The sequence below is a fragment of the Paracoccus sp. R12_2 genome, from assembly GCF_017744015.1.
In the GTDB taxonomy this organism is placed as follows: domain Bacteria; phylum Pseudomonadota; class Alphaproteobacteria; order Rhodobacterales; family Rhodobacteraceae; genus Paracoccus.
The window spans coordinates 26,150-39,043 of sequence record NZ_JAGHRA010000014.1 but is presented as its reverse complement, the minus strand read 5'-3'; the positions used below and the strand labels follow the sequence as shown (position 1 = coordinate 39,043).

The following is a 12,894-nucleotide window of genomic DNA, read 5'->3' as shown; positions in this document are numbered from 1 at the left end:
TTTTTCGAGACTATTGCCCGACATGCCAGATTCGCGCAAGCTCTTTCTAAATCTGGTGTCAGTAGCTGCGTCGTGCACAAGCGTGGCTACGGTTTGGTGGCAGGCTTGTTCTTGGAGCCCTTTGGATATACATTACACAGGGTATATCCACCTAGGAGGCCATGATGCAGGTCGCAAAATGGGGCAACTCGCTTGCCGTCCGTCTGCCCGCGGAGCTTGTCCGAGAACTTGGCTTGAAAGAAGGCGATCAGATCGACCTGGTCAAGGACGACGGCCAGGTGAAGGTGAGGCGCCTCGCGCGGGCGGACGAGGTACTGACCGGTCTGCGGCGCTTCCGGGGCAAGCTGCCTTCTGAGGACCGCTTGAGCCGCGACGCTGCGCATGAGCGCTGAGTTCGCTGACACGAATGTTGTCCTATACGTGCTCGACGAAGGCCCGAAGGCCGACCGGGCTGAGACAATCTTGGGGCAGGGACCCCGGATCAGCGTCCAGGTCCTGAACGAGACGCTCGTAAACTGTCGGCGCAAAGCCGGGCTCAGTTGGGAGGAGACGGGGGCGTTTCTGGAAGGCCTGCGCACATTGTGTCCTGTCGAAGAGCTGACCCTGCAAACCCATGACGTCGGCCGTGCCTTGGCGGAGAGCTACGGGTTCTCGATATATGATGCGATGATCGTGGGGAGCGCTCTGATTGCGGGCTGCGCCACGCTGTGGAGCGAGGACATGCAAGATGGACTGCTCGTTGAAAACCAGCTGCGGATAGTGAACCCGTTTGCGTAAGGGGGTGGCTGTCCGCCGCGTCTACCCTAGCAGCCCCAGCCTCTCGGCTCGCTCCAACAGCATCTTCACGGATGACGGCTGCCAACTGGTCCGCCCACGCGGCGTCCGCTCCCGCATCTTCTCGAGTCTGTTGCAGATTTCTTTCAGCGTAATTTCTGGGTTTGCGCCCTTGATACCGGCAACGATGGCGGGCAAGCGGTCGTCGGTATCGCGGCGACCGGCACGGCCAAGTACGGTTTCCGGCAGGAAGCCGTCGCGGACATAGGCATTCACGGCGCGCAACAATCGGCTTTGGGTCCATTGACGTTCGTAGGGCAGGGGGCCGTTGATGATGCGCAGCACGTCTTCCCAGGCCATGTCGGGCCGCAGGCGGCGGACTTGGGGCACCCAGTCCTGCGCGGTTTCGTTCAGCCGTTCCATATAGCCGTCCTGTCGCGCCAGCCGCACCTTGCGAAGCGCCGCGGGATCGCGAGCGCGCAAGCCTGGATTGCCGCCGATCCGGCCCTTGCTGCGCGCCGAGGACAGCCCCGCCTTGGTGCGTTCGCGGATCAGGGCGCGCTCGAACTCGGCCGCGGCGCCGAGAACTTGCAGGGTGAACTTGCCCTGCGGCGAGGACGTGTCGATCGGATCGGTCAGAGAGCGGAAAAAGGCGCCTTTCGCCTCCAGCCGCTCGAGCACTTCCAGCAAATGCGAAAGCGACCGCGCCAGGCGGTCGATGCGCACAACGACAAGGGTATCGCCCTTGCTAATTCGCTCGAGCACGCGGGCCAGCACGGGACGCGCGCGGTTTCCGCCCGAGGCTTGTTCCTCATGGATCTCCGCACAACCCGCGGATTTCAGGTCCTGCGACTGGGGCAGGGGGGTCTGATCCTCGGTCGAGACGCGCGCGTAGCCGATCAATGGCATCAAAGCAGGCCGTTTGCAGTTTCATGTACCAGCAATAAAGGATCATTTATAAACGGGTGCAAGCGCCTTCTCTGTGGTGCTGTTCGCAGCAATTGCAGGGGCAATCCTTCAACGAACTCGATCAGAGAGCATTCACGCATCCGCGCGCCCGCGACCTCTGAATAGGTGTGCGAGCACCATATGAGAGAACCCTTTGGTGCCATGCGTTATTGTGCTATTTTGCGCATATGAACACGCGCAGCCAAATATTTCTTGACGACTTTGACCCCTTTAAAGCCGGTAGGGAGGACGTCGAACAGGCTTCTGAGGACGATTTGTGGTTTTTGCCCGGTCCAGCGGAGGAGGAGCCGGATTATTTGCCGCCCGGCCCGCGGGCGGAACCTAAAGAGAACGAAGTGTACGGCGATTGGCAGCACGCCGAAGCAAAATGCGCAGCGCGCCTGGCGCGGGTGGCCGGACGGCTCGGTGCCCTGGACGACCGGCTGCGTCGCGGCCCGGAAGGATGGCGGCACCGGCTTGCGCTGATCGAAGCTGCCGAGCTCAGCTGGTTCGTGGGCGACCGGATCGGTCCGGACCGGCTGGCGCTATGGATATCCATGCGTCTGTCTGGTGTTCAGGAGGACACGTCCTCTCTGGCGCGGATTGGATGGGCTGTGCGGCGGCTCACAGGCGGACGAGGACCGATGGACGATCTGGCCGCCTTCCTTGATCGACGCGACCCTGAGAGAATTTCCGATGCTGATGAGTCTTTCGCCGACCGCGCCGGTGCGTGGCTCGATCTGATGACAAAGGCCGCTGAACTGCATCCGATCACCCTTGCCTGCATGGGCTTCCATCTTTGGAGCCTCGCAGGCCTTGGGCAGCATTCGGACCAGCTAGAGGCGGCCGTGACCGCCGGGCGCATCGCCGCAGGGGAGGGCAGGGGGGTCATCTTCGCACCGCTGGCCCTGGGGGGTGCGGGAGGTCTGCGCGCTGGCGGTTCGCCGCGCGATAGATTAGTGCGCTGGCTCACCGGTATGGAGGAAGCTTGCCTCACTGCAATGCGGCATCTGGACGACATCGAGGCATGGTCCACGAAAGCGGAAACCAGAATGAGCGCGCTTTCGGGTAAGACGCCGCCTGCCTTGCGTCGGACGTTGGCCGAATGGCCTCTTGTATCTGCGCCTATGGCGGAGGCACTGACGGGTGCAAGTCGGGCGGCCGTCCAGCGCAACCTCGCATGGATGGAGGCGCGCGGTCTCATCCGGGAGGTGACCGGACAGGGACGGTTCCGGATGTGGCGGGCGGCGGCATGAGCATGACCGGAAACAGGCCCCTGCACGGCTGCAAGGTTGAGACAGAAGGCAAAAGTTGCTCAATGATCACTTCGCCGGTAAGCTCGTCGGGCCTAATTCAGCGGAGTGGTCGGTCATGACTGAACCGAAACTGACGACGGGCACGCGGCAGGCCTACTGGCGCAAGCAGAATGCTGCAAAGTACAGTGCCCATCTCGCGGTGCAGCGCGGGCTCAAGAGCGGCGAGCTGGTCAAGCAGGAATGCGAGGTCTGCGGACATTCCCGAACAGACGCGCATCACGACGACTATGCCGCGCCGCTGCAAGTCAGGTGGCTCTGCCGACAGCATCACGTTCGACTCCACAGAGGAGGCGAGGATCTGTTCACGAACTGGCCGAGACAAGAAGCCTGATCCAACCCCATCAGCTGCGCGATTGTCCTGATGTCGCGTTGCCCTTAAATGTGAAATAGAGAATCCAATAAAATCAATGCCCTTCTTTTGCCATTAAATGAGATATTTTGCCCTAAACTGCGATATCGTTGCCCATAATTATGAAACAGAGTTCCAGCGGACTGTGTGAGATAAACGCATAGGATTCATGCTATTAGTTCAGTCGTCTCATATTTATGGGAAAGTTTTGGAAACAAAAGGGCCGCAAAAGCGTCCTGTCTCGTTGTTAAGGGCAACGCGACACGTCCTGTCTCGTTGTTAAGGGCAACGCGACAGCGACATATGTATATCTAGCATTGGAATCTGCCGGGTTTCCAGACGCAAGCGGTAGTAAAAGTTCGGGTTTTCGCCCCGGTTTGCGCCGCGTAAATTGACCCCCATGGCCGGGGGCGGCGTCCTTTCAGCGGCCATGGCCGGTCGCCCGACGTTCAGATGTTCAGAAACTTATAGGCCACCCGCGCCAGCGTTTCGGGGGTGATGGGCTTGTAAAGCAATTCGACGGATTGCCGCGCCGCCTGCTGGGCCAGCGCCTCGGATCGTTCCGCCGTCATCAGGCATTTCGCCGGCCGGCCCGGCAACAGCGGTTCCATCGCGGCCAGACAGGCCAGCCCGTCCATCCCCGCGCCCAGCCGGTAATCGACAAGGCACAGATCGGGTTCGACCCCGGTATCCCGCAACAGCACCAGCGCATCCTCGCCCGAGGGCACGTCCAGCACGTTGATGCCCCATTGTTCCAGCAATTGCGACAGGGCCAGCGTGACCTCGGCATCGTTCTCGACGATCAGCGCGGTCATGTCGATGATCTCGTCGGGCGCTGCGGGGGCGGGGGCGCTGCGGTGCAGCCGGTGATCGCCCTGCCGGGTCGAGGCCAGCTCGACCGAAAAGGTCGAGCCACAGCCCGGCGCCGATCGCAGGTCCAGCCGGTGGCCCAGCAGCGATGCGGCGCGTTCGACGATGGCCAGCCCCAGCCCCAGCCCCTCGGCGGCGCTGGCCTTGGCATCCAGACGTTTGAATTCCTTGAAGATATCCTGCTGGTCGCCGGCGGCGATGCCGCGCCCGGTATCGCGCACCTGGATCAGCTGGCGGTCGGGCCGGCGGCGGGCGGTGACCAGAACCCGGCCCCGATCGGTATAGCGGATCGCATTCGAGATCAGGTTCGCCAGAATCCGCCGCAGATAGATGCGGTCGGACACCACCGTCGCATGGGCCGGGCGGATGATCAGCTCGATCCCCTTTGCCTCGGCGACCGGGGTGAATTCGTCGCGCAACTGGTCGAACAGTGGCCGCAGCGAGATCGGCTCGATCGTCAGCGCCGCCTGACCGACCTCGAGCCGCGAGATATCCAGCAGGGCGCCCAGCAGGCCGCTGACCGAATCGAGCGAGCGCTGCACGTTTTCCAGCTTGGCCCGCTGCTGCGGCGGGGCCACGTCCTCGATCAGCGACCCGACATAGAGCGTGGCCGCCGACAGCGGCTGCATCAGGTCATGGCCCACCGCCGCGACGAAACGGATGCGGGACGCATTGGCCCGTTCGGCGCTGGCCAGCGCGTCTTGCAGTTCCAGCGTGCGTTCGATGACCCGCGCTTCCAGCGTTTCATTGGCGCGGCGGATGGCCAGCATCGTATTGCGTTCTTCGGTGATGTCGTCGATCGACATCACGAAGCCACCATCGGGAATTTCCTGCGCATAGATGGCCAGCGCGCGGCCGCCGCCATCGCGGGTCACCTCGACCTTGAAACTGTCCTTGCGGCGGACCGAGCGCACCCAGTCGACCAGCCGGTTGACCCCCTGATGGGTCGGGAATGACAGTTGCGCGCGCAAGTGATGCAACAGGTCATCGACCAGCAGACCGGCGCGCAGCCGGGCACGCGGGATCGCCAGCATCTCGCCCAGACGGGCATTCCAGCCGATCAGCCGCAGCCGCGCGTCAAAGATGCACACCCCCAGCGGCACATGGTCCAGCGTTGCCTGCAACACGGCGGTCTGGTCATCCAGCAGCCGTCCGCGCTCGGCCCGCTCGCTGAGGATCAGGTCGGTCACGTCGGTTTGCAGGATCGCGGTGCTGCCGTCGCTGGTGCGCTGTTCGGACACCTGCACCCAGCGGCCGTCGGCCATGCCCTGGGTCAGGATGAAATGGCGTTCGCTGTGGCGCTTCTTGCGCATCTCGATCCAGCCGTCGCGCGTCATGCCCGGCGGGATGACGAGATGGCGCGAACTGGCGACGAGGTGCAGATAGTCGTCAAAGCCAAGACCCGGCCGCAGCCGGTCGACGATATCGGGCAGCAGCGCGTTGAAACGGGCATTGCACAGGATCAGCCGGTCCTGCGGATCGAACAGGGCAAAGCCTTCCTGAATGGTTTCGATCGCCGCCGACAGGTTCTGCCGCGCCAGTTCCTTTTCGCGGAATGCATCGGCCAGTTGCGCATTCGACGCGTTCAGCAGGGCGAGCGCGCGTTCCAGATCGCGGGTGCGGGCGCGGACCTCGTCCTCCAGCACGGCGGCGCGTTGAAACTGGGCATAGCCGGCGCCGCTGTCCTCGGGCAGGTCCTCGACATGGCGGATCAGCGCCTGGGTGATGCGCACCAGCTTTTCATGGCGCCGATCCGGGCTGTCGCCGGGCGCCATCATCCGTTCGACATCGGTCGGCAGATCCGTGCGCGCGCCGGTCATGGGGTGCCGTCCGGCCCGTAAAAGGCGATCCCGGTCAGCGTCTGGTTGACATGCATAGTGCCGATCTGTTCGCCATAGGTGGAAAAGCCCGTGACGCGGTTTTCGGCCAGGATGTGGCTGACCTCGGTCGTCTGCTGCATGCTTTCGGCAGCGATCCGGCGAAAGATACAGTCAAAGCCCAGCACCATCCGGGGCGTGCGGTCGCGCCGCAGATCACGCATGACGCCGCCCAGATGCGCGGCCAGATCGCTCTCGGCCGACAGGGTCAGGACCATGCCCTCGGCCACGGCGCCAAAGAAGACCAGCGAATCTTCCGGCCCGACATGGCGGATGGCGCGGACATGGTGGCGACCGCCGGCGCGGACCAGAACCGGGCGGGTGGCGAAGATTTCGGGCCCGAGGCTGTCGACCGGGCGGTCCAGCAGCCGCGCATATTCGCGCGCCGCCGGTTCGTCATTGATGCGCAGCACGGCGCGGTTGACCGGATCGGCGCTGGTCACCACCATCTGGGTGCGCGACGGGCAGGTCGCGTCAAAGGAAAACACCCGGAACGGCGCCCGCGCACGCAGCAGGCAAAGGACCGCCGCGCGGGTGCGGATCTTGCCATCGGCAAAGACATGGGTGCGCACCAGCTGGCGGTCGTCGCCGGCCGATCCGCCCACCGTCGGCATCGGCCCCAGCCCACCGGCCAGTGCGGCGATCAGCTGTTCTTCATGGCCCGACAGCCCGTCAACCATCAGGATCGCCAGCTCATGCGCGAAATCCCCGCGGCGGCGGTGCAGCGCCTGCCGCGCACGGCGCAGCCGGGCGATGACGTCGCGGCTGTCGACCGCATCGACCGGGTCGATCAGCACGGTTTCGGCGGCAAAGCCCGCGGCGGGAAAGCCGACCGCGACCAGATGCCCGTCGGCATAGCCGGTTTCGCAGATTTCGCCTGCCGTGGTGCAGCCGGCGATTTCGCTGCGCGGGAAGGTCTCGGTCGCGCGGGCCAGGATCGCGTCCATGTCAGCGGCGCGGGCGGCAAACAGGATGATCAGCGCAAAGGGGCCGGGCCCAAGCGCGGCGGCCAGCCGCGCCACCGGGTCGGGATCATCCATCGGCACGGATGCGCGGCACGGGGCCAGCACGTCTTTCGCGCCCTCGCTGCCGGGGGGTGGCGGGTTAAGTGTTTCCTCCGGCATCATTCAACAGCCCCGTCATCTTCGCGTCCCGCGCCATCAGCACCGCCTGCGTTCGCGAGGTGACGCCCATCTTGCGCATGATCGCGGTGACATGCGCCTTGACGGTTGTTTCCGCTATGGCGAGCTCATGCGCAATCTGCTTGTTCATCTTGCCCTCGCAGATCAGGTCAAGAATCCGCGCCTGCTGATTGGTCAGTTGCGACAGCCGGCGGATCGCGGTGTCGCGCCCCGATGGCGGCATCGCGTCCAGTTCGTCGTCGGTGGGCAGGTCGGGGGCATAGATTTCCCCCGCCGCCAGCGCCTGAAAGGCGGCCTTGAACACCTCGCGCCGGGAATGTTTCGGCACGAAACCCGCCGCCCCGGCGGCCAGCGACGCCCGCACGACCCGCGTTTCATTGACCGATGTGACCAGCAGGATCGGCGTCTGCGGCGCGATCCGGCGCAGCGTGATCAACCCTTCCAGCCCGTCCACATCGGGCAGGTTCAGGTCCAGCAGCACGACATCGAAACTGGCGCCATCGGTCAGCATGCCGGCCGCCTGCGTCAGGTTTTCGGCATGCATGACGGTTTCGATCCCCGACACCGATTGCAGCGTCATGGCAAGCGCGTCACCGAACAGCGGGTGATCCTCGATGATCAGCGCGGTGCGAAAGGCGGCATCGGCCTCGGGTGTCGGAATTGCGCTGGTCGCCATGGCGGGCCCTTTGGGTTGGAGGGATGGGTGACGTTTAGTCTAGGTTGTGTCGCGCGCTGCGCCGAGCCGTAAATTGGTCGAACATGCGGCCTCGGGATGGGGCGCGATGACGAAAGGGACGCGAACCGCCGGCCCGCGCCCCTGACGATACCACTGGCAAGTGCCTGTCAGTTGGCCGCCAGCTGCTTGGGCAGCTTGAAGGTCCAGACGGTGCCGCCCTGGTTCAGATAGTTGACCTTCTTGGCGACCTCGCCGCCCCACAGCGGCACGGCGCCGCCCCAGCCCGAGACGATCGAGACATATTGCTCGCCATCCTGTTCCCAGGTGATCGGCTGGCCGACGATGCCCGACCCGGTCTGGAACGACCACAGGATTTCGCCCGTGGCGTCATCCAGCGCCATGAAGTCACCCTCGGGGTTGCCCATGAAGACCAGGCCGCCGGCGGTGGTCATCACGCCGCCCCACAGGGGTGCGTCGTTCTTGTATTCCCATTTCACTTCGCCGGTATTGGGGTCGATCGCCTTCAGGCTGCCGATATGGTCGTCGAAGATCGGCTTGATGGTAAAGCCCGCGCCCAGATAGGCCGCGCCCTTCTTGAAGCTGATCGGTTCGTTCCAGATGTCCATGCCCCATTCGTTCGAGGGCACATAGAACAGTTCGGTCGACTGGCTATAGGCCATCGGCATCCAGTTCTTGCCGCCGAGGAAGGACGGCACCGCAAAGACCTGCTGGCCCTTGCCGCCTTCGGCGGCCTCATTGGCGGCGCCGGGGCGGTTGTCTTCGTTATAGATCGGCCGGCCCGTGTCATCGATGCCGGATGCCCAGCTGATGTTCTGAACAAAGGGCCAGGCGTTGACATAGGCGCCATCCTGACGGTTCAGGACATAGAAATAGCCGTTCCGGTCGGCGGTGGCGAAACGCTGGTTGCCGTCCTTGTCGACAAAGGGCACGACCTCGTTCACGCCGTCGAAATCCCAGCCTTCGCGCGGGGTGGACTGGAAATGCCACTTGATCTCGCCAGTGGCGGGGTCGATCCCCAGACGCGACGCGGCATAGAGGTTGTCGCCCTTGTTGCCTTCAACGGGTTCGCCGGCGCCGCGCAGGTGGCTGTTCCAGGGCGACGGGTTGCCGGTGCCAAAGACCAGCGTGTTGGTGTCCTTGTCATAGGACCCGCCCAGCCAGGGCGCCCCGCCGCCGGTCTTCCACATGTCGCCCGGCCAGGTGGCGTTCAATTCGCCGGTCATGGTGCTTTCCGCGCCGTTCAGCGTGCCCATGTGCCCTTCGATCACCGGGCGCGTCCAGACCGTTTCGCCGGTTTCGGCATCGCGGGCCTGAACCTCGCCGACTACGCCGAATTCACCGCCGGAATTGCCGGTGATCACCAGCCCGTTCACGATCAGCGGTGCGGCGGTATAGGAATAGCCTTCCTTGTAATCGGCGATCTTCTTGTTCCATTTCACGTCGCCGGTCTTCAGGTCCAGCGCGACGATCCGCGCGTCCAGCGTGCCGAAATAGAAATTGTCGCCAAAGATCGCGCCGCCGCGATTGACCACGTCACAGCAGGGCAGGATCCCTTCGGGCAGGCGGGCGTCATATTGCCAGACTTCCTTGCCGGTCTTCAGGTCGACCGCATAGACGCGGGAATAGGACCCGGTGACATACATCATCCCGTCATGGATCAGCGGCTGGCTTTCCTGGCCGCGCTGCTTTTCGCCGCCAAAGGAAAAGGCCCAGGCGGGCACGAGGTTCTGGACATTGTCCTTGTTCAGGGTGGTCAGCGGGCTGAAACGCTGAAGGTCGCGGCCCATGCCGTTGGTCAGCACGTCGCCCGTCGATGCCTGGTCATTGGCCAGGTCTTCCTCGGTGACGGCGGCGCCGGCCGCCGTGGCGATGCCGGTCATTGCCAGGACCGTCGCCAGCACGAATCTGTTCATGTTCTCTCCTCCGCTTGGTGTTGGCCTCTCTTTGTGCCGAACCGGCCCGAGGCGTCTGGCGGTGAGTATGCGGATCGCCCCGCCGCGCCGTATATTGTCCATTGGTCGAATGGGTCGGCGTGGTGGGGGCGGGCGGCGTCAGAACAGGTTCTGATAGCGCCATTCATCCGCGTCGGGCGTGACCGCGCGGGGGTCGTAATCGGCGGCCTGCAGATCGCGCGCCGTTGTCAGGCCCTGCTGCGCCGCGCCGTCGATCATGCGCCGGCCGGCCTCGGGATCGCGCGCGATGCCGTGGCCGCGCAACAGGTCCAGCCCCCGGTTCAGCATCCCGACCGGATCGCCGGCCTCGGCCGCGCGGCGATCCCACTCCGCGGCGCGGGCCGAATCCTGCGGCCCGCCCAGCCCGTTTTCATCCATCTGCCCCATCCAGGTCATCGCCCCGGTCCAGCCGTCATCGGCACAGCGTTCGAACAGGGTCCGGGCCGGGCCGTGGCGGCCGCTTTTGGTGATGTAATAGCCGGCGGCGCAATTCGTCATCGTGGTTTGCCCGCGTTCGATGTCGCGTATGACGCGCTGCCAGGTCATCTCGTCGGGGTTCAGGTCGCCAAGCTGATCGGCGTCCTGCGCGGCGGCGGGCAGGGCACAAAGGGCCGCAAGCGCAGCCCCGCAGATGATCCGCATCATTTCCCATCCTCCGCCGGTTGCCAGACGGCTGATGATAGCACCCCGCCCTGCGGTCCGGGATTGGACCATGGTCGTATTTTCGCGGCCGGCCAATTTTCCCAAACTTCGGCGAAAGGGGGAATTTGCATGTTTCGATGGCTGTCCGCGCCGCTTGCCTGCATTGCCGTCGCGGGTGGCGCGACCGCCGAACAGGTGCGCATCGACCTGATCGAGCGGCAGGTGACGCCGCCGCCGATCCTGTCGAACCTGATCGCGCCGCCGCCCGATCTGGGCGTGGCCGGCGCCCGTGTCGCGCTGTCCGATATCGCCACGACGGGCCGCTTTCTGGGCCATGAATACCGGCTGAACGAAACCATCGTCGCGCCGGATGACGATTTTCTGGCGGCGGCACGCGCCGCCCTGGCGGATGGGGCGCGGCTGCTGGTGGTCAAGGCGCCGCCGGCCGATCTGCTGGCGCTGGCCGATCTGCCCGATGCCGCCGGTGCGGTGATCTTCAACACCGCGGCCCCCGATGACAGCCTGCGCGGGGATGATTGCCGCGCGAATGTCCTGCACACCACGCCCAGCCTGTCGATGCGGGCCGATGCGCTGTCGCAATTCGCGTTGAAAAAGCAATGGACCGATCTGGCGATGGTCCATGGACCGAACCCCGAAGACGCCGCCTTTGCCGATGCGATCCGCGCCTCGCTGACGAAATTCGGGATCGGGCTGAAGGGCGAGGCGGACTGGAAATTCGATGCCGACATGCGCCGTGTCGCCTCGGCCGAGGTGCCGCTGTTCACCCAGGACCTGCCCGAACATGACATGCTGATCGTGGCCGATGAACGCGGCGATTTCGGCCGCTATATCGCCTATAACACCTGGCAGGCGCGGCCCCTTGCCGGGTCCGAAGGGATCATGCCGCGCGGCTGGTCGCCGGTGGTCGAAAATTGGGGCGCGGCGCAGTTGCAAGGCCGGTTCCGGGACGCCGCGCATCGCGACATGCTGGTGCAGGATTTCGGCGCCTGGGCCGCCGTCGCCGCGATTGGCGAGGCCGTGACCCGCGCCGGGACCGCCGATCCTGGCGCCTTGCGCGACTATATCCTGTCGGATCAGTTCCGGCTGGCCGGGTTCCTCGGCACGCCCCTGTCGTTCCGCGGATGGGACGGCCAGATGCGCCAGCCGATCCCGCTGGTCACGGAACGCGCCGTCGTCAATGTCGCGCCGCTGGAAGGTTTCCTGCACCAGCGGTCCGAACTCGACACGCTGGGCACCGACCTGCCCACCACCACCTGCACCAAATTCGGAGTTGCCCGATGACGCCCCGCCGCTGCCTGCTTGCGCTGTCCACGTCCCTGACCCTGGCCGGCCCGGCCCTTGCCGATGAAATCTGGGTCACCAATGAACTGGACGACACGATCAGCGTCATCGATGTCGACACGCTGGCGGTCACCGCGACCTATCCGACCGGCCAGCGCCCGCGCGGCGTCACCTTTTCGCGCGATTTCAGCAGGCTCTATATCTGCGCGTCGGATTCGAATGCGGTGCAGGTGATGGATCCGGAAACCGGCGAGATCCTGCATGATCTGCCATCGGGCGCCGATCCCGAACAATTCGTCATCTCGCCCGATGACCGGCTGCTTTACATCGCGAATGAAGACGACGCGATCACCACCGTCGTCGATACCGAAAGCCGCAAGGTCGTCGCCCAGATCGATGTCGGGATCGAACCCGAAGGGATGGGGATATCCCCCGATGGCAAGATCCAGATCACCACGTCCGAGACGACGAACATGGCGCATTGGATCGACACCGAAACCCAGCAGATCATCGCCAATACGCTGGTCGATTCGCGGCCGCGCCACGCGGAATTCAGCCCCGATGGCAAGGAATTATGGGTCAGCGCCGAGATCGGCGGCACGGTCAGCATCTTTGATGTCGCGACCCAGGCCGAACTGGCCAAGATCAGCTTTGCACTGCCGAATATCCGCCCCGAAAAGCTGCAGCCCGTGGGGATGCGCTTTTCGCCCGACGGGGCGCGGGTCTTTGTCGCGCTGGGGCCGGCCGACCATATCGCGGTGGTCGATGTCGCGACGCGCGCGGTGACGGATTACATCCTCGTCGGGCGCCGGGTCTGGCATCTGGCGTTTTCGCCCGACAACACGAAACTGTTCACGACCAATGGCGTATCGGGCGATGTTACGGTGATCGACGTCGCTTCGCTGACCCCGGTCAAGACGATCAAGGTGGGGCGTTTTCCCTGGGGCGCCTCGGCCCGGCCGACCGACTGAAAAGTCGCATCGACCAAGGTCGAATTGCCGCGCATGCAGCACGGATCGACACTG

The 12,894-nt window shown here is 64.6% G+C and carries 12 protein-coding genes; 6 read left to right on the top strand and 6 right to left on the bottom strand.

What is annotated here, in order from left to right:
• The first annotated feature begins 164 nt into the window (after positions 1-164).
• Both J7359_RS15170 and J7359_RS15165 read left to right on the top strand, forming a co-directional pair.
• A complete protein-coding gene (locus J7359_RS15170) occupies positions 165-392 on the top strand; it encodes an AbrB/MazE/SpoVT family DNA-binding domain-containing protein (RefSeq protein WP_209057864.1) in 228 nt (75 codons plus the stop codon).
• Entirely contained in the window at positions 382-777 is a 396-nt protein-coding gene (locus J7359_RS15165) for a PIN domain-containing protein (RefSeq protein WP_209057863.1), read from the top strand. The genes J7359_RS15170 and J7359_RS15165 overlap by 11 nt, the downstream gene beginning before the upstream one ends.
• A gap of 21 nt (positions 778-798) precedes the next feature.
• Here J7359_RS15165 and J7359_RS15160 read toward each other — a convergent pair whose 3' ends face one another.
• Positions 799-1,683, bottom strand: coding sequence for a recombinase family protein (locus J7359_RS15160; protein WP_209057862.1), 885 nt, complete (start codon positions 1,681-1,683; stop codon positions 799-801).
• Positions 1,684-1,910: 227 nt separating this feature from the next.
• On the opposite strand from J7359_RS15160, the gene J7359_RS15155 reads away from it, so the two are divergent.
• Complete coding sequence (locus tag J7359_RS15155; RefSeq protein WP_209057861.1) at positions 1,911-2,978, top strand: hypothetical protein; 1,068 nt, start codon at positions 1,911-1,913, stop codon at positions 2,976-2,978.
• Between the two features lie 115 nt (positions 2,979-3,093).
• Positions 3,094-3,369 (top strand): hypothetical protein, encoded by a 276-nt coding sequence (locus tag J7359_RS15150; protein WP_209057860.1) that lies wholly within the window; start codon positions 3,094-3,096, stop codon positions 3,367-3,369.
• Between the two features lie 467 nt (positions 3,370-3,836).
• On the opposite strand, the gene J7359_RS15145 is transcribed toward J7359_RS15150, so the two are convergent.
• The 5 genes from J7359_RS15145 to J7359_RS15125 form a co-directional block, all read right to left on the bottom strand.
• Positions 3,837-6,077, bottom strand: a complete 2,241-nt coding sequence (locus J7359_RS15145) for a PAS-domain containing protein (protein ID WP_209057859.1) — start codon at positions 6,075-6,077, stop codon at positions 3,837-3,839.
• Positions 6,074-7,261, bottom strand: coding sequence for an FIST N-terminal domain-containing protein (locus J7359_RS15140; protein ID WP_247740443.1), 1,188 nt, complete (start codon positions 7,259-7,261; stop codon positions 6,074-6,076). Before J7359_RS15140 ends, J7359_RS15145 begins: the two co-directional genes overlap by 4 nt.
• On the bottom strand, positions 7,239-7,952 hold the full coding sequence (locus tag J7359_RS15135; RefSeq protein WP_209057857.1) for a response regulator transcription factor: 714 nt from the start codon (positions 7,950-7,952) through the stop codon (positions 7,239-7,241). The genes J7359_RS15140 and J7359_RS15135 overlap by 23 nt, the downstream gene beginning before the upstream one ends.
• Positions 7,953-8,119: 167 nt before the next feature.
• Positions 8,120-9,886 carry a PQQ-dependent methanol/ethanol family dehydrogenase gene (locus tag J7359_RS15130; RefSeq protein WP_209057855.1) on the bottom strand — a complete coding sequence of 589 codons (1,767 nt, stop codon included), beginning with the start codon at positions 9,884-9,886 and terminating at the stop codon, positions 8,120-8,122.
• Positions 9,887-10,024: 138 nt separating this feature from the next.
• Entirely contained in the window at positions 10,025-10,567 is a 543-nt protein-coding gene (locus tag J7359_RS15125; RefSeq protein ID WP_348524399.1) for a sel1 repeat family protein, read from the bottom strand.
• A 129-nt stretch (positions 10,568-10,696) separates the two neighbouring features.
• Here J7359_RS15125 and J7359_RS15120 point away from each other — a divergent pair, with 129 nt between their 5' ends.
• Both J7359_RS15120 and J7359_RS15115 read left to right on the top strand, forming a co-directional pair.
• Positions 10,697-11,869, top strand: coding sequence for an ABC transporter substrate-binding protein (locus J7359_RS15120; RefSeq protein WP_209057851.1), 1,173 nt, complete (start codon positions 10,697-10,699; stop codon positions 11,867-11,869).
• A complete protein-coding gene (locus tag J7359_RS15115; protein ID WP_209057849.1) occupies positions 11,866-12,840 on the top strand; it encodes a YVTN family beta-propeller repeat protein in 975 nt (324 codons plus the stop codon). Before J7359_RS15120 ends, J7359_RS15115 begins: the two co-directional genes overlap by 4 nt.
• The last annotated feature ends 54 nt before the right edge of the window (positions 12,841-12,894 follow it).

Coding starts and splice junctions, on each gene's coding strand:
- J7359_RS15170 (WP_209057864.1), top strand. CDS start 165: ATGCAGGTCGCAAAATGGGGCAACTCGCTTGCCGTCCGTCTGCCCGCG.
- J7359_RS15165 (WP_209057863.1), top strand. CDS start 382: ATGAGCGCTGAGTTCGCTGACACGAATGTTGTCCTATACGTGCTCGAC.
- J7359_RS15160 (WP_209057862.1), bottom strand. CDS start 1,683: ATGCCATTGATCGGCTACGCGCGCGTCTCGACCGAGGATCAGACCCCC.
- J7359_RS15155 (WP_209057861.1), top strand. CDS start 1,911: ATGAACACGCGCAGCCAAATATTTCTTGACGACTTTGACCCCTTTAAA.
- J7359_RS15150 (WP_209057860.1), top strand. CDS start 3,094: ATGACTGAACCGAAACTGACGACGGGCACGCGGCAGGCCTACTGGCGC.
- J7359_RS15145 (WP_209057859.1), bottom strand. CDS start 6,077: ATGACCGGCGCGCGCACGGATCTGCCGACCGATGTCGAACGGATGATG.
- J7359_RS15140 (WP_247740443.1), bottom strand. CDS start 7,261: ATGATGCCGGAGGAAACACTTAACCCGCCACCCCCCGGCAGCGAGGGC.
- J7359_RS15135 (WP_209057857.1), bottom strand. CDS start 7,952: ATGGCGACCAGCGCAATTCCGACACCCGAGGCCGATGCCGCCTTTCGC.
- J7359_RS15130 (WP_209057855.1), bottom strand. CDS start 9,886: ATGAACAGATTCGTGCTGGCGACGGTCCTGGCAATGACCGGCATCGCC.
- J7359_RS15125 (WP_348524399.1), bottom strand. CDS start 10,567: ATGCGGATCATCTGCGGGGCTGCGCTTGCGGCCCTTTGTGCCCTGCCC.
- J7359_RS15120 (WP_209057851.1), top strand. CDS start 10,697: ATGTTTCGATGGCTGTCCGCGCCGCTTGCCTGCATTGCCGTCGCGGGT.
- J7359_RS15115 (WP_209057849.1), top strand. CDS start 11,866: ATGACGCCCCGCCGCTGCCTGCTTGCGCTGTCCACGTCCCTGACCCTG.